16 protein-coding genes are annotated in these 17,049 nt (G+C 71.0%); 2 read left to right on the plus strand and 14 right to left on the minus strand.

Annotation, left to right across the window (positions count from 1 at the left end; all coding sequences use genetic code 11):
* Window positions 1–41: 41 nt before the first annotated feature.
* From ACQUQF_RS01050 to ACQUQF_RS01060, 3 genes are all read right to left on the minus strand, one after another.
* Window positions 42–395, minus strand: coding sequence for a DUF7344 domain-containing protein (locus ACQUQF_RS01050; RefSeq protein ID WP_435174813.1), 354 nt, complete (start codon window positions 393–395; stop codon window positions 42–44).
* 76 nt (window positions 396–471) lie between these two features.
* Window positions 472–846 carry a DUF7522 family protein gene (locus ACQUQF_RS01055; protein ID WP_435174816.1) on the minus strand — a complete coding sequence of 125 codons (375 nt, stop codon included), beginning with the start codon at window positions 844–846 and terminating at the stop codon, window positions 472–474.
* 111 nt (window positions 847–957) lie between these two features.
* Window positions 958–2,796 (minus strand): acetyl-CoA carboxylase biotin carboxylase subunit, encoded by a 1,839-nt coding sequence (locus tag ACQUQF_RS01060; RefSeq protein WP_435174818.1) that lies wholly within the window; start codon window positions 2,794–2,796, stop codon window positions 958–960.
* A 498-nt stretch (window positions 2,797–3,294) separates the two neighbouring features.
* Between ACQUQF_RS01060 and ACQUQF_RS01065 the strand changes: the two genes are divergently transcribed.
* Entirely contained in the window at window positions 3,295–4,164 is an 870-nt protein-coding gene (locus ACQUQF_RS01065) for a class I SAM-dependent methyltransferase (RefSeq protein WP_435174820.1), read from the plus strand.
* Window positions 4,165–4,225: 61 nt separating this feature from the next.
* Here the strand turns inward: ACQUQF_RS01065 and ACQUQF_RS01070 are convergent, their stop codons facing one another.
* Together ACQUQF_RS01070 and ACQUQF_RS01075 are read right to left on the minus strand one after the other, a co-directional pair.
* Window positions 4,226–4,876, minus strand: a complete 651-nt coding sequence (locus tag ACQUQF_RS01070; protein WP_435174822.1) for a hypothetical protein — start codon at window positions 4,874–4,876, stop codon at window positions 4,226–4,228.
* Between the two features lie 81 nt (window positions 4,877–4,957).
* Window positions 4,958–5,629 (minus strand): helix-turn-helix domain-containing protein, encoded by a 672-nt coding sequence (locus tag ACQUQF_RS01075; protein WP_435174825.1) that lies wholly within the window; start codon window positions 5,627–5,629, stop codon window positions 4,958–4,960.
* A 71-nt stretch (window positions 5,630–5,700) separates the two neighbouring features.
* Here ACQUQF_RS01075 and ACQUQF_RS01080 point away from each other — a divergent pair, with 71 nt between their 5' ends.
* Window positions 5,701–7,110 carry a cytochrome P450 gene (locus ACQUQF_RS01080; RefSeq protein ID WP_435174827.1) on the plus strand — a complete coding sequence of 470 codons (1,410 nt, stop codon included), beginning with the start codon at window positions 5,701–5,703 and terminating at the stop codon, window positions 7,108–7,110.
* A gap of 18 nt (window positions 7,111–7,128) precedes the next feature.
* On the opposite strand, the gene ACQUQF_RS01085 is transcribed toward ACQUQF_RS01080, so the two are convergent.
* From ACQUQF_RS01085 to ACQUQF_RS01125, 9 genes are all read right to left on the minus strand, one after another.
* Window positions 7,129–7,878, minus strand: a complete 750-nt coding sequence (locus ACQUQF_RS01085; RefSeq protein ID WP_435174830.1) for a glycerophosphodiester phosphodiesterase — start codon at window positions 7,876–7,878, stop codon at window positions 7,129–7,131.
* 47 nt (window positions 7,879–7,925) lie between these two features.
* Window positions 7,926–8,660, minus strand: a complete 735-nt coding sequence (locus tag ACQUQF_RS01090; RefSeq protein WP_435174832.1) for an NTP transferase domain-containing protein — start codon at window positions 8,658–8,660, stop codon at window positions 7,926–7,928.
* Window positions 8,648–9,640, minus strand: coding sequence for a CDP-glycerol glycerophosphotransferase family protein (locus tag ACQUQF_RS01095; protein WP_435174835.1), 993 nt, complete (start codon window positions 9,638–9,640; stop codon window positions 8,648–8,650). Before ACQUQF_RS01095 ends, ACQUQF_RS01090 begins: the two co-directional genes overlap by 13 nt.
* A 168-nt stretch (window positions 9,641–9,808) precedes the next feature.
* A complete protein-coding gene (locus tag ACQUQF_RS01100; RefSeq protein WP_435174838.1) occupies window positions 9,809–10,801 on the minus strand; it encodes a CDP-glycerol glycerophosphotransferase family protein in 993 nt (330 codons plus the stop codon).
* Between the two features lie 219 nt (window positions 10,802–11,020).
* Window positions 11,021–11,368: a hypothetical protein gene (locus ACQUQF_RS01105; RefSeq protein WP_435174841.1), complete on the minus strand. Its 348-nt coding sequence runs from the start codon at window positions 11,366–11,368 to the stop codon at window positions 11,021–11,023.
* Between the two features lie 3 nt (window positions 11,369–11,371).
* A complete protein-coding gene (locus ACQUQF_RS01110; protein ID WP_435177577.1) occupies window positions 11,372–12,916 on the minus strand; it encodes an acyl-CoA carboxylase subunit beta in 1,545 nt (514 codons plus the stop codon).
* A gap of 91 nt (window positions 12,917–13,007) precedes the next feature.
* The gene (locus ACQUQF_RS01115; RefSeq protein ID WP_435174844.1) at window positions 13,008–14,348 is read right to left on the minus strand and encodes a sodium-dependent transporter; all 1,341 of its coding nucleotides are present in this window, start codon (window positions 14,346–14,348) and stop codon (window positions 13,008–13,010) included.
* Window positions 14,349–14,605: 257 nt separating this feature from the next.
* Window positions 14,606–15,940 (minus strand): sodium-dependent transporter, encoded by a 1,335-nt coding sequence (locus ACQUQF_RS01120; RefSeq protein ID WP_435174847.1) that lies wholly within the window; start codon window positions 15,938–15,940, stop codon window positions 14,606–14,608.
* Window positions 15,941–16,188: 248 nt separating this feature from the next.
* A complete protein-coding gene (locus tag ACQUQF_RS01125; protein WP_435174849.1) occupies window positions 16,189–16,914 on the minus strand; it encodes an SDR family NAD(P)-dependent oxidoreductase in 726 nt (241 codons plus the stop codon).
* Window positions 16,915–17,049: the final 135 nt, after the last annotated feature.

Below are 17,049 nucleotides of genomic sequence, written 5' to 3' on the forward strand. Positions count from 1 at the left end.
CGCGACCGGGTGAAGAAAGGCTCGTTTCGCGAGACGGCGGGTCAGTTCCGCGATCCCTCGGCGGCCTCGAGGAAGTCCTCGACCGCGGGCTGGTCGCCCGCGAGCCGGACCTCGCCCTCGCGGGCGTCGTAGGCGACGATGCCCGCCCCGTCGAGCCGCGGGAGGTGGGCGTGGCGGAGCGACCGGCGCACGTCCTCCGCGTCGGACTCGTCGGCGATCTCCTCGGCGAGCTCTCCGACGCCGACCGGCCCCTCGCCGTCGCGCTCTAGGAGGGACCGCAGGAGGTCCCGGCGCCGCTCGTCGGCGAGCGCGCCCAGCGCGTCCTCGAGGGCGGGGTCGGTTCCGTCGGACTCGCCGGCGGGTCCGTCGGTCCCGGAGCGAGAGTAACGAGTCATCGTTCTCCTCGCCCGTGAACAACGGACGGCACGGGAGTAACGGTTTGCCCTTACTTGAGAGGCCGTTGAAAAGGGATCACTCCAGCCCGGCCACGCCGAGGCACCGCCGGATGAAGCTGCTCTGGGCCAGGAACGTCTCGGTGTCGAGCGCGACCGCGACCCCGTTGCGCTCGTCGGCCACGAAGTGCATCTCGATGGCCTCCTCGAACACCCAGACCGAGCAGTTCAGCGGGCCGTGGCCCCGGAGGTCCTCGCGGATGCCCTGCTCGTAGGAGTCGGCCCAGAGGTCCGCCACGATGTTGTCGATGTCGTCGTCCGCGAAGTCGTCGACGTCGTCGCGGACGTACACGACCTCGTACCCCTCGCGGTCGTGGTAGATGACGCTCCGCAGGCCGTCGCCGACCTGCTCGTGCAGGAACTCCGCCAGCCGGTAGGGGTAGATCTGGGGCACAGACGGGGATTGGCCCCCGCTCCGCAAGTGGGTTGTGGCTACCTGCTCAGGCAGGCAGTGTGCGGTCTCGACTCGGCCGACCGTGCCGGTCGACGGAGCGAGACGGGCCGCTCACTCGATGGTGACCAGCACGTCGCCCATGTCGACGCTGTCGCCCTCCGCGACCGCGACGCTCGTGACGGTGCCGCCCCGGTCGGCGACCACGTCGTTCTCCATCTTCATCGCCTCCAGGACGCAGACCACGTCGCCGGCGGCCACCTCGTCGCCCTCCGAGACGTTCACGTCGAGGATGGTGCCCTGCATCTCGGCGGTGACGCTCTCGCCCTCGCCGCCGGCGGCGCCCGACTCGTCGCCGCTCTCGCCGCCCGCGGGCTGTGGCTTCTGCCCGCCCGACTGACCGCCGGCGTCCCCGGCGGGGATGGCGGCCGCGCCGCGCTCCTCGAGGTCGACCTCGAAGCGCTTGCCGTTGACCTCGACGGTGAACTCCCGCTCGACGACCTCCTCTTCGTCGCCCGCGGCGGACTCGGTGTCGGTGCCCCACTTCTCCTGGGCCTCCGCGATGCGCTCGGGGTCGAGCGACTGGTCGAGGTACTTCGTGGTGTGGGTGCCGGTGACGAACGCCTCGTCGGTGAGCATCAGCCGGTGGAACGGGATGATGGTCGGGATGCCCTCGATGTCATACTCGGCGAGCGCGCGCTCCGACCGGGCGATGCACTCCTCGCGGTCCGAGGCGTGGACGATGAGCTTCGCGATCATCGAGTCGTAGTCGGTGACGAGGTCGTCGCCCTGCCGGAGGGCGTCGTCGAGCCGGACGCCGATGCCGCCCGGCGGGTCGTAGGTCGTCAGCTTCCCGCCGGTCGCGGGCGCGAAGTCGTCGGCGGCGTTCTCGGCGTTGATGCGGAACTCCATCGCGTGGCCCTCCAGGTCGACGTCGTCCTGGGCGAAGCCCAGCTCCTCGTCGGCCGCGACCCGGATCTGCCACTTCACGATGTCGATGCCCGTCAGCATCTCGGTGACGGTGTGCTCGACCTGGATGCGGGTGTTGACCTCCAGGAAGTAGAAGTTCGCGTCGGTCCCGAGCAGTTCGCCGTCCTCGCGGTCCGGGTCGTCCTCCACGAGGAACTCGAAGGTGCCGGCGTTGTAGTAGCCCGCGGCGTCCGCGCCGCGGCGGGCCGCCTCGCCGATCCGCTCGCGGAGCTCGTCGGTGAGGGCGGGCGAGGGGCCCTCCTCGATGACCTTCTGGTGGCGGCGCTGGAGCGAGCAGTCCCGCTCGCCGAGGTGCCGGACGTTGCCGTGGTGGTCGGCGATGATCTGGACCTCGATGTGGCGGGGGTTCTCGAGGTAGCGCTCCAGGTAGACGTTGTCGTTGTCGAAGTACGCCTCGCCCTCGCGCTTGGCCGACTCGAGCTGGTCCTCGGCCTCCTCGGGGCCGCGGACGACCTTCATCCCGCGGCCGCCCCCGCCGCCCTCGGCCTTGATGGCGATCGGGTAGCCGTGCTCGTCGCCGAACTCCGTCACTTCCTCGGGGTCCTCGACGGGGTCGGTGGTGCCGGGCACGATGGGCACGTCGGCCTCCCGCATCGTCTTGCGGGCCTTGGTCTTCTCGCCGAGCTGCTCCATCGAGTCCGAGGACGGTCCGATCCACTTGACGCCCTCGGTCTCCTCGACCTTCCCCGCGAACTCGGCGTTCTCCGCCAGGAAGCCGTAACCGGGGTGGATGGCGTCGGCGTCGGCCTTCCTCGCGGCGTCGATGACCGCCTCGTGGTCGAGGTAGGAGTCGGCGGCCCGCGCCGGCCCGACGTTGTACGCCTCGTCGGCGTACCGGACGTGGCCGCTGTTCTTGTCGGCCTCGCTGTAGACGGCGACGGTGTCGATACCCAGCTCCTCGCAGGCCCGCATCACGCGGACCGCGATTTCGCCGCGGTTGGCGACGAGCACCTTGTCGAACATCTTGGGGGTTGATACTCGGGTCGGCAACCTCATTCTGTCGGTTCCGGGCGAGGAAACCCCACGTCCGTCTACTTTCGCGACGGTCGGCGTCGACGAGGGCCGACGCGGCGGTCGCGGGGAGGCCAGCGCCATCAGTCCGGCGCGGCGACGCTCTGCTGTGCCTATGACGTGGGGCACTGCTGACTCCGTGACACGGGCTAGCGTAACTCAGTCAGATTGAAGCGTCGGCGCGCCGACGTATCGACCGTGACGCGACCGACTCCGCCCCGCGCCGGCCCGAATCCGGGACCAGCGACGGCCCTCCGTCGGGTGGAGTCCTGACCGCCGGTGGCACGGCGCCGGGGCGAAACCCGGCGTCGTCGACGGTTCCCCCGTCCGTTCACCGACCGACAGCCACCGATACAGAACACGCACGATGGAACGCAAAAACCAGTTCCGACGGATCGCTCGCAGAGCGAACTCGACCGCCGAAACCGCGACCGCTGCGAGGGCCGACCGATGAGCGGCGGCGACGCCGACATGGACCCCGAGGCGTACTACGACGAGTTCGCCGAGCGCGAGTGGGAGCGCCTCGACCGCGACCCCGTGACCCGGATGGAGTTCGCGAACACCGTCGACTACCTGACCGAGTACCTGCCGGAAGTGGCGTCGCGAGGCGACGCCGCGACCGATTCCGAAACGGTTCGCGTCCTCGACGCCGGCGGCGCGGCGGGCCGGTACGCCTGCTGGCTCGCCGAGCGCGAGTACGACGTGACGCTGGTGGACCTCTCGGCCGAGCAGGTCGCCCTCGCCCGCGAGAAGGCGGCCGAGCGCGGCGTCGCCGACCGGGTGACCGCCGAGCAGGGCGACGTGCGGGACCTCCGGTTCGCCGACGGGACCTTCGACGCGGTCTGCTGTCTCGGCGGCCCTCTCAGCCACGTCGTCGACGAGGACGAGCGGGCGACCGCGATGACCGAGCTCCGGCGCGTGGCGAAACGTGACGCCCCCGTCTTCGTCTCGGTCATCGGCCGCCTCGCGATGCTGCGGGACATCCTGACGTTCAACCTCGACGCCGAGCACGGTCTGCTCGCGCCCATCGCGGAGGACGGCGATCTCACCGCCGAGCGCGTCGCCGAGCACGGCGACGGCGAGAGCTGGGCGGCGTGCCACGGCTTCCGCGCCGAGGAGTTCGAGGCCGAGTTGGAGGCCGCCGGCTTCGCGGTCGAGAGGCTGGTGGGTCTGGAGAACGTCGCCAGCCGGATGAAGCGCGAGATGGCGGAGGCAGACGACGAGGCGGTCGACTCGGTGCGCGAGGTCGTCCGCCTGCTCCGCGAGGACCGGGCGGCGGTCGACTGGTCCGAACACATGCTGGCGGTCTGTCGGGCGTGACGCCGCCCGACCGGGCCGCGGAGGCGTCCGGACACAGAGCAGGGAGTCAGATACACCGACGTCAACAGCTACTCCCGACGCGAACCCGGTTGCGGTCTCGCGGGAGCGTCAGCCGGTACCGCCCCAGTTCCGGCCGCGGCGGTTCGCACCGCTCCATCGCCGCGGTGTACACCAGCGTTCGGTCGGTCGCGCGGGTCTCGACCACGACAAGCAGCGTCACGTTCCGGTGCGCGACCGGCCTCGGGAGCTCGACGGTCGATTCCGGGCGCGCGGCGGCGGACCACTTCGCGATCGCCGTCGAGTTCGCCGGGCGGATCGACGAGACGTTCCGCACCGGCTCGACCGACGACCCCGTCCAGTGGACGAACGGGACGGACTGCACGAGCGGGTCGCGCTCGCCGACGTGACGCGTCAGCACCGACCCGTTCGCGTAGCTGACAGTGAGCGCGGGGCTAGGGTCGCGCAGCACGTAGAACCGGACGACGTAGGGAACCGAGCGGTTGTTGACGACGGCAATCTCCGGCGTCGTCTCGGCGGCGTCCCGACGGCGTGTCGCTTCCGTCGTCGGGTCCGGAGCCGTGGTCGTCGCCGACGGAGGGTCGGCGAGCGCGGTCGTCTGCCGGGCGTCGGGTCCGTCCGCCAGAGTGCCGGTGCAGCCCGCGAGCAGAACGAGTGCGGCGAGCAGAGCGGCGGGGAGGGCCGGTCGGAACATCTGTGAACAGTCTTACGTGACCGAGAAGTCACTTAATAGTTGACAGGCGTCGTCGGTGCCCGAGGCCGCGGACGAGCGGACTCACCTGACGAGCGCGGCGTCGACCAGCGCGCGTTCGGCCTTCCGGAGCAGCGCCGACGCCGTGCTCTGGGTGCAGTCGAGCGCGGCGGCCACGTCGGCGAGTTCGGCCTCGCGGGGCACCTCGTAGTAGCCGAGGTCGCGGGCCGCCTCGACCGCCTCGAACTGGCGCGCGGTCAGCCGGCCGGCCAGCGAGCCCGGGAGGTGGTCGTGCTCGCTCACGCGGTCGACCTCGACCGCGATCTCGTCGGGGAACTCCGCGACCGCCCGCCGGAGCTCCTCGGGGTCGCCGAGCACCGTCAGCGCGATCTCGCCGTCCGGCCCGAACACGACGGGCGGGACCACCACGACCCGGCGGGCCGCCAGCACCCCGAACCAGGCGTCGTCCTCGGGCCGCAGGTCCATGGCGACGTAGGCGTAGAACCGGTCGTCGTCGACGGGCGAGAGGTCGAACCGGCGGACCGCGTCGACCGCCTCGACGGCCTCCCGGACCGCCGCGATATCGCCGACCACCAGCGAGAGGAAGTACTGGACGCCCTCGTCCTCGCGGGTGTGCCACGACAGCAGCTCCTCCCGGACGAAGTCGTCGCCGGGCGCGAACGGGTCGGGCACCGACAGTTGCAGCTCCGGCGGGAGCCGGAGGGTCACGTCGAGCGACTGCACGTCCGCAACCACGCGCCCCGTCACTTAAAGACACCAACTGCTTCGCGGCAACGGGGAGGCCCGTTCACCGCCAATCAGCGAACATGAGCGAGATCGACCACCGCGACGAGGCGACGGCAGGGCGGGACCGACCGGGCGAGGCCGCCGACGGCTCCGACCGTCCGCCGGGGCCGACCGGTCTCCCGGTCGTCGGCTCGACGCTCGCGGCGTCCCGCGACGGGCTCGCCTTCACCGACAGACTGGCCACGTACGGCGATCTGGTCGCCTACAGTGCGTTCGGCGAGGAGTTCGTCGCCGTCTTCGACCCCGACGTGGTGGAGGAGGTGCTCGTCTCGCGCAGCGACGAGTTCGCGAAGGGCGACTTCGAGACCTCGTTCGGCGACCTGGTCGCGCCCGAGGGGCTGGCGTTCGCCGAGGGCGAGCGGTGGCGCCGCCAGCGGACCGCGCTCCAGTCGGCGTTCGCGCCCGACCGCATCGCCTCGTCCGCCGACGAGGTGGTCGCGGGCACCGCGGCGCTGGTCGACGGCTGGACCGACGGCGAGGTGGTCGAACTCGGCGACGCCTTCGCCGACCTGACGCTGCGCGTGCTGGCGCGGGCGCTGTTCGACATCGACCTCGCCGCCGAGCGCGGGGCGGTGGTCCGCGAGGCGACCCGGGCCGTCGCCGCGATGGTCGACCGGTTCGGCCTGCTCGCCTTCCTGCCGGAGTGGGTGCCGACGCCGACGGAGCGCCGCTACGACCGGGCGATGGCCGACCTCGACGCGCTCGTGGACGAGCTGCTCGCGGAGCGCGAGAGCGACCCCGCCGACCGCGACGACCTGCTCTCGCTGCTGGTCGCGGCCGCCGACGCCGAGGGGACAGGGATGGACCGCGGGGCGGTCCGCGACCAGCTCGCCACCTTCCTGTTCGCGGGCCACGAGACGACCGCGACCGCGCTGACCTACGCCTGCTGGCTCCTCGCGGGGAACTCCGAGGTCCGCCGGCGGCTCGACGCCGAGCTCGACGCGGTGCCGGGCGACCGCGACCCGGAGTTCGGCGACCTGCCGGCGCTCGACTACACCGAGGCCGTCGCGAGGGAGGCGCTGCGGCTCTATCCGCCCGTCTACGCCCTGTACCGCGAGCCGCGCGAGCCCGCGGTGCTCGGGGGGTACCGCGTCCCGGCGGGGACGACGCTCCAGCTCGCGACCTACCGAATCCAGCGCGACGACCGGTGGTGGGACGCGCCCGACGAGTTCCGGCCCGGGCGCTGGACCGACGGGGCGGCGGGAGCGACGACCGACGACAGCCGGCCCGAGTACGCCTACTTCCCGTTCGGGGCCGGCCCGCGCCACTGCATCGGGATGCGGTTCGCGATGACCGAGCTCCGGCTCGCGCTGGCGACGCTCGCCCGGCGGGTCGAGTTCGAGCGCGTCACGACCGCGGTCGAGCCCTCGATGGGGCTGACGCTCGACCCCGGTCCGGTCGAGGTGCGCGTGCGAAAACAGGGACGGTGAGCGAGCCCGGCCGGCGGCTCAGTCCGCGGTCGCCGTCTCCGCGTCTGCCTCTAGTTCGGGTTCAGCGTCGGGTTCCAGTTCGGCCTCGCCGCCGGCCTCGACGCCCGCGAGCGTCCAGGAGTCGGCGGTCGCGCCGTCGACGCCCGCCTCGCGGAGTCGCTCGCAGGTCGCGGGATCGTCGAGCCCCCAGGCGATGACGTCCATGCCGGCCGCCCGGGCGCGCTCGGTCACGTCGGTCTCCAGGCAGAGGTCGGCGTGGGGGTGGAGGTACTCGCAGTCCAGGTCCTCGGCGATCGCGAGGCCCTCGTCGACGCCCACGTCGTCGCCGAACAGGTAACCCAGGTCGGCGTCGGGGTCGGCCTCGCGGACCTCGGCCAGCGCCTCGGGGACGAACGAACTGAACCGGACGGTCCGCCCGGACTGGGCGACGACCGCCGCGGCGTCGGCGCCGACGCCGGTCTCCTTGAGCTCGACCTGCGCGGTCACGTCCGGCGGGACCGCGGCCAGCGCCTCGGAGAGCAGCGGGACGCCCTCGCCGGAGCCGAGGACGTCGAGCCGCCGGAGGTCGGTCCAGTCGAGGTCGGCGACCGGGCCGGTGCCGTCGGTCGTCCGGTCGACGGTCTCGTCGTGGAAGACGACCAGTTCGCCGGAGGCGCACCGGCGCACGTCGATCTCGACGGCGGGGAGGCGTCGGGCGGCGCGTTCGACAGCGTGAAGGGTGTTCTCGGGGTACTCGTCTGCGCACCCGCGGTGGGCGATGAGCTCCATTCCTTGCCGGGGAGCGGGACCCCTCCCGTATAAACCTTCTGTCCCGGTCACCGCGGGGAGTCGGGGCTGGCGCGCCCGGCCGTCGGCCGGGCCAGCGGGAGCCGCTCGCGGGCGCGGGCGAGGTCGTCGGGCCGGTTGATCTCGAGGTGGGCGTCGGGCGAGACCACGACCCGCTGCGTCGGCGTCTCGGGGTAGACGTTCGGGTACCAGTCCTCGGCGTTGCGGGCCAGCACGTCGCGGGCCTCCTCGCAGTTCCGGCGGGCCAGGACGCCGACGCCGGCGTGGCGGTGGCCCGGGATCTCGCCGTAGTCGGTCACCTCGCCCGAGTCGTCGCACCGGATCGCGGTGTGGTCGTCCTGCACGCCCGGCAGACAGCCCACGACGTTGCGCGCGGGGCCGACCTCCCGGAACCGCCGGACCAGCCGGCGGACCGTCCGGGGCGCCACCACGACGTCGCCGTTCAGCACGAGCGCGTCGCCGTCGATGCGGACCAGCGCGCGCCGGAGCGACTCGGCGTTGTCGTACTCGTCCCAGTCGTCGAGCACGAGCGTGTCCACCGGCAGGGAGTCGCCGCGCCCGGCCTCGACGGCCGAGAGTCGCTCGCGGGCGGACCCGGCCTCGTACCCGAGGACGACCGTGACGCCGTCGACGACCGGCGAGAGCGCGTCGCGCTGGCGGTCGTACAGCGTCCGGCCGTCGATCTCGACGAAGGCCTTGGGCAGGTCGTCGGTCGCCTCGCCCAGCCGGCTGCCGCTGCCGGCCGCGAGGATCACTGCGCGCACGTCAGCACCTCCGCGGCGGCGCGCTCGCCGGCCCGGCCGTCCATCGGAATCCCGAGGTCTGCCCGGAAGTCGGCCTCGCGTTCGGCGACGCGGTCGGGGTACCCCCGTTCGTAGAGCGCGTCGATGTCCTCGATGGTGAGGTCCGAAACACTGGTCGTGTACCCGATCTTGGGCACCTCGTTCTCGTCGGCGGCGACGTCGGTGAACTGGACCAGCGGCCGGCCGGTGTGGAGCCACTCGGCGACGATGCCCGAGTAGTCCGACAGCAAGAGGTCGGCCCGGCGCATGCCGGCCATCGGCGTCTCGTCGTCGTCGAAGGTGACGTTCGGCAGGTCGGCGATGCGCTCGCGGCACTCCGCGGTCAGCGACTTCCCCGGCTCCTCCTTGCGGTCCATCGGGTGCGGGCGGAAGAGGAGTTCGTAGTCGGTGTCCGCGAACAGGTCGAGCACCTCGCGGGCGGTGTTCACGTACGAGCCGCCGCCGTAGTTGTGGTTGGTCGGCGCGTACAGCACGCGCTTTTCGTCGGGCGGCTCCGCGGCCACCAGTTCGTCGGCCTCGGGCACCCCGACCACCGAGACGTCGACGTCGTCGGGGTACACCTCGGCGTACCGCCGCGCCCACCGCTCGCCCGGCGCCAGCGCCGCGTCGACCGCCTGCCCGGTGAGTTCGGCGGTCGTCTCGATCTCGCCCCGGCCGATCGACGCGCCGTGCCGGACGTGGACCAGCGGGTAGTCGTCGTAGAAGTCCACCTCGTCCACCCGGAACCGGTGGTTGTACACCACGACGTCGGGGTCGACCGCCCGGACGTGCCGGTCGACGTCGGTCACGTCGTCGACGCCGACCGCGGGAATCGCCTCCGAACAGCCGACCGCCTCGGGGCGGACCGGGACGTAGGCCGATTCGGCCTCGACGTGCCGGTCGATCGCCTCGAACGTCTTGCGCATGAACGTGCGTTCCACGACGTAGAGTACCCGAACCATCGAAATCCCCCGTGTACGGCCCTCGGCGTCCAGAATCATCGCGACCGCGACGGTCGCCGCAGGAGCCAATCGGTACCGTTTGTACCACCTCTGAGCACTTAGACGTGACCCCCAGAACTCCGACAGAATCGCACGACGGAACGCCGTCCTCCGGCCCGGTCGATCCCGTCAGTCGACGTACGACAGCAGGACGTCGGCGGCCCGCTCGCTCGCCCGACCGTCCATCGGGACGCCGAGCTCCGACCGGAACGCGGCCTCGCGCTGGGCGATGCGGTCGGGGTAGCCGTGCTCGTAGAGCGCGTCCATGTCCTCGATGGTGAGGTCCGAAACACTGGTCGTGTACCCGATCTGCGGGACCTCGTTCTCGTCGGCGGCGACGTCGGTGAACTGGACCAGCGGCCGACCGGTGTGGAGCCACTCGGTCACGATGCCCGAGTAGTCCGACAGCAGCACGTCCGACGCCCGGAGGCTGGCCATCGGCGTCTCGTTGTCGTCGAAGGTGACGTTCGGCAGGTCGGCGATGCGCTCGCGGCACTCCGCGGTCAGCGACTTGCCGGGTTCCTCGTCCCGGTCGGCCGGATGGGGCCGGAAGAGGAGTTCGTAGTCGGTGTCCGCGAACAGGTCGAGCACCTCGCGGGCGGTGTTCACGTACGAGCCGCCGCCGTAGTTGTGGTTGGTCGGCGCGTACAGCACGCGCTTTTCGTCGGGCGGCTCCGCGGCCACCAGTTCGTCGGCCTCGGGCACCCCGACCACCGAGACGTCGACGTCGTCGGGGTACACCTCGGCGTACCGCCGCGCCCACCGCTCGCCCGGCGCCAGCGCCGCGTCGACCGCCTCGTCGGTCATCGCCGCGGTCTCCTCGATCTGGTCGCGGCCGACCGACGCGCCGTGCCGGACGTGGACCAGCGGGTACTCCTCGTGGAAGTCGGCGTCGTTGGCCTTGTGGCGGTGGTTGTACACCACCACGTCGGGGTCGACCCGCCGGACCTGCCGGTCGATGGCCCCGACCTCGTCGACGCCGATCTCGGGGATCGACTCGCTCGAGTCGCGCGCCCCGACGTTCATCGGGACGTAGGCCGAATCGGCCTCGACGTGCCGGTCGATCGCCTCGAACGTCTTGCGCATGAACGCGTGCTGGACCGCGTAGAGCACCTCGACCATAGTAGTCACCCCCTCGGCCCCGGCGCGCGAGTCCGGGCCGCAGCCCGGAGCACAGTCCGCTGTCGGAGCCGAACGTCGGTAGTCGTACTGTCCACTACTACTCACTTAGCCGTGATGCCCGAAATCGGGGGTGCGACGGAGAGGCGACTGCCGATGTGCGGTCCGAAAAGAACTGATCGGCTCACGCGCGGCCGACTGGTTCGCCGGCCACCGCCGGCCTCAGAACCGGTCGGTCCGGCCCGAGGCGGTCCACGGGTCGGTCGGCGCGGCGGTCGGGACCCGGCCGGCCCGGCCCTGGAGGCCGCGGAGTCGGCCCGCGAACGCCCACCGGCGGTCGCGCCACGACTCCTCCTCGCCGTCCTCGGCGGCGGCCGCCGCGGCCTCCCGGGCCCGGAGGTGCGCGCCGATGGCCGCCGCGATGGCGGCCGCCTCCTCGGCGGTCGCGTCGTCGGGGATGCGGAGGTCGCCGTCGGCCAGCGCGTCCGGCCCCGCGTCGGCGGCCCGCGAGTCGGCGCCCTCGGCGTCGGCCTCGGACTCGCCCGCCTCCTCGGTGTGTGAGGACGCCATGGCTCAGAGCGGGATGTTGCCGTGCTTCTTGTCGGGCTGCTCGTCGCGCTTGCTCGCCAGCATCTCGAGGTCCTCGATGAGCCGGGGCCGCGTCTCCGGCGGTTCGAGCACGTCGTCGACGTAGCCCAGGTCCGCGACCGTGTAGGGGTTGGCGAACTGGTCGCGGTACTCGTCGATGAGCTCCTCGCGGCGGGCCTCGGGGTCCTCGGCCTCGGCGAGCTCGTCGTCGTAGAGGATGTTGACCGCGCCCTGCGGGCCCATGACCGCGATCTCGGCGGTCGGCCAGGCGTAGTTGACGTCGGCGCCGATGTGCTTGCTGGCCATCACGTCGTAGGCGCCGCCGTAGGCCTTCCGGGTGATGACGGTCAGCAGCGGCACGGTGGCCTCGGAGTAGGCGTACAGCAGCTTGGCGCCGTGGCGGATGATGCCGCCGTGCTCCTGGTCGGTGCCGGGCATGAAGCCGGGCACGTCGACGAACGTCACGATGGGGACGTTGAACGAGTCGCAGAACCGGACGAACCGGGCGGCCTTCTCGGAGGCCTGGATGTCGAGCGTCCCGGCGTTCACCCGGGGCTGGTTGGCGACCACGCCGACCGACCGACCGTCGAGCCGGGCGAAGCCGATGACGATGTTCTTGGCGTAGCCCTCCTGGACCTCGAAGAACGAGTCCTCGTCGACCACGCCGTCGATGACCCGGGTCATGTCGTAGGGCTTCTTGGGCTGGTCGGGGACGATCGTCTTGAGCTCCTCGTCGCGGCGCTCGGGGTCGTCCCACGGCTCGACCCGCGGCGGGTCCTCGACGTTGTTCTGCGGGACGTACGACAGCAGCCGCCGGATGTCGTCGAGCGCCTCCTCCTCGCTCTTCTCGGCGAAGTGCGCGACGCCGGAGGTCGACTCGTGGGTCTTGGCGCCCCCGAGCTCCTCGAAGGTGACCTCCTCGCCCGTGACCGTCTCGATGACGTCCGGGCCGGTGATGAACATGTGGCTGGTGTCCTCCACCATGAAGATGAAGTCGGTGATGGCCGGCGAGTACACCGCGCCGCCGGCGCACGGCCCCATGATGGCCGAGATCTGCGGGATGACGCCGGAGGCCTCGGTGTTGCGCCGGAAGATCTCGGCGTACCCCGCGAGCGACGAGACGCCCTCCTGGATGCGGGCGCCGGCCGAGTCGTTGAGGCCGACGACCGGCGCGCCGACCTCCATCGCCTTGTCCATCACCTTGCAGACCTTCTGGGCGAACACCTCGCCCAGCGACCCGCCGAAGACGGTGAAGTCGTGGGCGAACACGAACGTCGTCCGGCCGTTGACCTCGCCGTAGCCGGTGACGACGCCGTCGCCCTTGATCCGCTTCTCCTCCATCCCGAAGTTGTGGCTCCGGTGGGTCCGGAGCTGGTCGAACTCGTTGAAGGTGCCGTCGTCGAGGAAGTAGTCGATGCGCTCGCGCGCGGTCATCTTGCCCTTGTCGTGCTGGGCCTCGATCCGCTCCTCGCCGCCGCCCTGCAGAGCGTCCTCGCGCATGTCGCGCAACTCCTCGATCTTGTCTTCCATCGTCATGGTCGTCGGTCCCTCCGATGGCGACTCATTGGGCGAGTTGAGGACTACTGTCCGGAAAAGCGTTGCTAAAAAGGAGCCGGTCGCCCTACCCCGGCAGCGAGACGCCCGCCAGCGCCAGCAGGTTGACCGCGAGCGTCCCGAGCAGGAAGAGGGGCAGGATCGTCCGGACGCTCCAGAGCCACGCCGGGCCGAGCGACCGGACGCCGGGGCCCGCGCCGGTCGACATCTCGGCCACGGCGTCCTTCCCGAGCACCCAGCCGACGAACACCAGCGACCCGACGAGGCCGGCGGTCAGCATCATGTTGACAAGCGTGCCGGCGACGAAGCCGAACAGCCCGGGGTTGAGCGCGTTCGCCGAACCGGTCACCAGCACGAGGCCGCCCAGCGTCCCGGTCGCGACCCGGCGGTCCACGTCGTGCTCGTCGATGAGGTAGGCCACCGGGATCTCGAGCATGCTGATGGAACTGGAGAGCGCCGCGAACGCGATGACGCCGAAGAACAGCACCGCCAGCGCCCGGCCGAACGGGACCTGGGCGAAGGCGCCCGCGATGCTGACGAACAGCGCGCCCGGCCCGCCGCCCTTCGCGGGGCCGGTGAGCCCGCCGGCCGTCGTGAACAGCAGCGGGAAGACAACGAAGCCGGCCAGCACGCCGACGCCGGTGTTCAGCAGCGCGATGATGCTGCCGTCGGCCGCGAGGTTCCGGTCGTCGTCGAGGTACGACGCGTAGGTGATCATCGTGCCGCCGCCCAGCGAGAGGGTGAACAGCGCCTGGCCCGCGGCCGCGCGGAGGACGTCGAGGAAGTTCGCGCGGAGGTAGGCAGCGTCGAAGTCGAGGTAGAACGACAGGCCCGCGGCCGCGCCGGGCCGCGTTGTCGCCCAGGCGGCCAGCGCCACCAGCAGCGCGACGATGGCGGGCATCATCACCTTCGTCGCCTTCTCGATGCCGCCCCGGACGCCGCCGACCACGATGAGCGCGGTCAGCGCGAGGAAGAGGACGTGGAACCCGACCGCGGGGACGCCGTAGTCGATGCTGCCGAAGTACGCCCCGGGCGACCCGAAGTACGCGCCGGTGAAGCTGGCGACGAAGTACCGGAGGATCCACCCGCCGACGACGCTGTAGAACGACAGCAGGACCACCGCCGTCAGGACCGCGAACAGGCCGACGCCCCGCCACGAGCGCGACCCCGAGGACAGCCGGTAGAGCGCGCCGACCGGGTTGAGCCGCGCGCGCCGCCCGATGACGAACGCCGCCAGCAGCCCGGGGACGCCGACCAGCAGGACGATCGCGAGGTACATCACCAGGAAGGCGCTCCCGCCGTTCTCCGCGGTCATCCACGGGAACCGCCAGATGTTGCCGAGTCCGACCGCGCTCCCGACCGCGGCCAGGATGAAGCCCAGTCGGGTGTGCCAGGATTCGCGTGTCATTGCTACGCACTCGCCATGCGCGCCGTAAGAGAGTTTCGGGTTTGAAACCGTAGTTCCGAATATATAATCATTCTCGGCCGGAGATTCACGGTTTCTTCGATACCTGAACGGCGGTTCGAAGCGAGTCCAGTTACAAATCGTAGAATCAAGACGGGAGGAACGCTGTATCAGCTAGGAATCGTAACCGCGGCTGTCGCGGCGGGCGACTTGTACCCGGAACGGCTCGAAAAAGGGAGGTCGGTCGGTGCGCGTCGGCTCTAGAAGTAGGCCCCGCTGGTCAGGCCGTCGTAGAGCGACGTGATGCCGAGGTAGAGCGTGACGGCGACCGCGATGGGGACGACGATGCGCACCCACCACAGCCACGTCGTGGCGAACGTCGATCCCAGCGAGGAGCCGCGGCCGAGCTCGTCGACCGACTCCAGGTCGGCGATCCAGCCGACGAACACCGCGAGCAGCAGCACCGCGATAGGCAGCAGGATGTTGAACACGAAGTCGTTGTAGAAGCCGAGCCACGACGTGCCGAACGTCGCCGGCACGCCGATGAGCGCGATGAGGGTCCCCATCGCCACCGCGGTCGTCGGCCGGCCGACGCCGTAGTTCTCGGTGACGAAGGAGACCGGGACCTCCAGCAGGCTGATGGAACTGGAGAGCGCCGCGAACAGCAGGACGACGAAGAAGACGAAGCCGATGACCTGCCCCGCCGGGAGGTTGCCGAACGCGCCGGCGAGCGCGACGAAGGCGGTGCCGGCGCCGCCGCCGGCGCCCTCCGCACCGCCGGTGGCGAACAGGATGGGGAAGACGACGAAGCCCGCCAGCAGCGCGACGAGGGTGTTGACCACGACGATGGCGCCGCCGTCGGCCGGGAGGCTGTCGTCCTCGCCAAGGTACGACGAGTAGGCGATCATCACGCTGAACCCGAGCGAGAGCGTGAAGAACGCCTGTCCCATCGCGGGCGGGACGATCGACCAGAAGTTGTTCGCGAGGACGCCGAAGTCGGGCGAGAGGTAGTAGCCGTACCCCGCCGACGCACCGTCGAGGGTGGTCGCCCAGCCCGCGAGGCCGACGAGCAGGAGCAGGATAGCGGGGATCATGAACGTGGTCGCTCGCTCGATGCCGTCGGTGACGCCGAACGCGACGATGCCGATGGTGATGAGCATGAACGCGGCGTGGGCCGCGACCGCGACCTCACCGGAGGCGACCGAACCGAAGTACGCCTCGGCGTTGCCGAAGTACGCGCCGGTGGCGCTCCCGACGATGTAGCTGAGGACCCACCCGCCGACGACGCTGTAGAACGACAGCGTCACCAGCGATGAGAGGACCCCGAGACCGCCGGTGAACGACCATTCCCCGTACCCGATGCTCCGGAACGCCTCAACCGGATTGCTCTCGCCGCGCCGACCGATGACGAACTCGACCATCATCGTCGGGAACCCGATGAGGAAGACGGCCAGCAGGTAGACCACGAGGAACGCGGCGCCGCCGTTCGCCGCGGTCTGGAACGGGAACGACCAGATGTTCCCGAGCCCCACGGCGCTCCCGACCGCCGCGAAGATGAATCCGATTCGACTCGTCCAGGTTTCTCGTTCAGACATAACGTACCACGGACTATCCGAACCTGGATTTAAAAAGTGCCCGAAATCCGTCCAGTCGACCCCGTTACTGGTCGGGATTTTTGGACACATCACAGAAAGGTTTATGTGAAAGGGTAACACCTGTCACTTCAGCTGTCGGACCGGCCGCTTGCCGTCGGTCGGTGGGCCGGACGCCAGGACTACGACGGGCGATTCCGGAATCGCGATGGCCGGTCACGGAACCGCGAGTGCCGTTCCGGGACCGCGAGTTACGCTTCGCCGTAGACCGGGACCGCCGCGCCGCTGGTGACCGCGGTGGCCTCCGAGCAGAGCGCGAGCATCGTCTCGGCGATGTCGGCGGGGTCGACCCACTCGTCGTGGTCGGAGTCCGGCATCATCTCGCGGTTGGCGGGCGTGTCGATGACGCTGGGCATGACCGCGTTGGCCCGGACCCGGCCCTTCTCCTCCTCGGCGATGCTCTCGGTCAACAGGCGGACGCCCGCCTTCGACGCCCGGTAGGGGGCGTCGCCCTCGCCGCCCTCCAGCGAGGAGCGGGCGCTGACGCTGACGACGGCGCCCCGCGCGTCGCCGGCGCCGCCCTCCCGGAGGTGGGGCAGGGCGTGCTTCGAGGCGAGGAACATCGTCTTGAGGTTCACGTCGAACAGCAGGTCGAACGTGTCGACGTCGGTCTCGGCGACCGGGTCGCCGCCGCGCCACGTCCCGGCGACGTTGATCAGGTAGTCGAGGCCGCCGTGGTCGTCGACGATCTCGGCGATGACGCGCTCAACGTCGGCCTCGTCGGTGAAGTCGCCCTCGTAGAAGTCGATGCCCTCGCCCGTCTCCAGCTGGGCGTCCTCGTCGTCGGGCGCTCGCAGGTCGGCGGCCGCGACCGTGGCGCCCGCGTCGGCGAACGCCTCGCAGACCGCGCTGCCGAGCGCCCCGCTGGCGCCGGTGACCAGTGCCACGCTGTCGCCGAAGTCGAAGCTGACGCTCATGGGAGCGACGACGACCGCCGCGCCGATAAAAACCCGCCCCGAACGCGGTCCGGTCGGCCCGACCCGGCGGCGGCCGGTCGCGGACCCTCCGCGGTCGGCCCCGCGCCGTGCGGGAGCCGCGCCGGGTCGCGCCGA

The sequence above is a fragment of the Halorussus sp. AFM4 genome (assembly GCF_051194995.1).
Lineage (GTDB): Archaea > Halobacteriota > Halobacteria > Halobacteriales > Haladaptataceae > Halorussus.

What these genes read in the sequence shown, in the direction of transcription:
- ACQUQF_RS01050 (WP_435174813.1), bottom strand. Translation starts at nt 395, where the DNA reads ATGACTCGTTACTCTCGCTCCGGGACCGACGGACCCGCCGGCGAGTCC.
- ACQUQF_RS01060 (WP_435174818.1), bottom strand. Translation starts at nt 2,796, where the DNA reads ATGTTCGACAAGGTGCTCGTCGCCAACCGCGGCGAAATCGCGGTCCGC.
- ACQUQF_RS01065 (WP_435174820.1), top strand. Translation starts at nt 3,295, where the DNA reads ATGAGCGGCGGCGACGCCGACATGGACCCCGAGGCGTACTACGACGAG.
- ACQUQF_RS01070 (WP_435174822.1), bottom strand. Translation starts at nt 4,876, where the DNA reads ATGTTCCGACCGGCCCTCCCCGCCGCTCTGCTCGCCGCACTCGTTCTG.
- ACQUQF_RS01080 (WP_435174827.1), top strand. Translation starts at nt 5,701, where the DNA reads ATGAGCGAGATCGACCACCGCGACGAGGCGACGGCAGGGCGGGACCGA.
- ACQUQF_RS01085 (WP_435174830.1), bottom strand. Translation starts at nt 7,878, where the DNA reads ATGGAGCTCATCGCCCACCGCGGGTGCGCAGACGAGTACCCCGAGAAC.
- ACQUQF_RS01095 (WP_435174835.1), bottom strand. Translation starts at nt 9,640, where the DNA reads ATGGTTCGGGTACTCTACGTCGTGGAACGCACGTTCATGCGCAAGACG.
- ACQUQF_RS01100 (WP_435174838.1), bottom strand. Translation starts at nt 10,801, where the DNA reads ATGGTCGAGGTGCTCTACGCGGTCCAGCACGCGTTCATGCGCAAGACG.
- ACQUQF_RS01105 (WP_435174841.1), bottom strand. Translation starts at nt 11,368, where the DNA reads ATGGCGTCCTCACACACCGAGGAGGCGGGCGAGTCCGAGGCCGACGCC.
- ACQUQF_RS01110 (WP_435177577.1), bottom strand. Translation starts at nt 12,916, where the DNA reads ATGGAAGACAAGATCGAGGAGTTGCGCGACATGCGCGAGGACGCTCTG.
- ACQUQF_RS01115 (WP_435174844.1), bottom strand. Translation starts at nt 14,348, where the DNA reads ATGACACGCGAATCCTGGCACACCCGACTGGGCTTCATCCTGGCCGCG.
- ACQUQF_RS01120 (WP_435174847.1), bottom strand. Translation starts at nt 15,940, where the DNA reads ATGTCTGAACGAGAAACCTGGACGAGTCGAATCGGATTCATCTTCGCG.
- ACQUQF_RS01125 (WP_435174849.1), bottom strand. Translation starts at nt 16,914, where the DNA reads ATGAGCGTCAGCTTCGACTTCGGCGACAGCGTGGCACTGGTCACCGGC.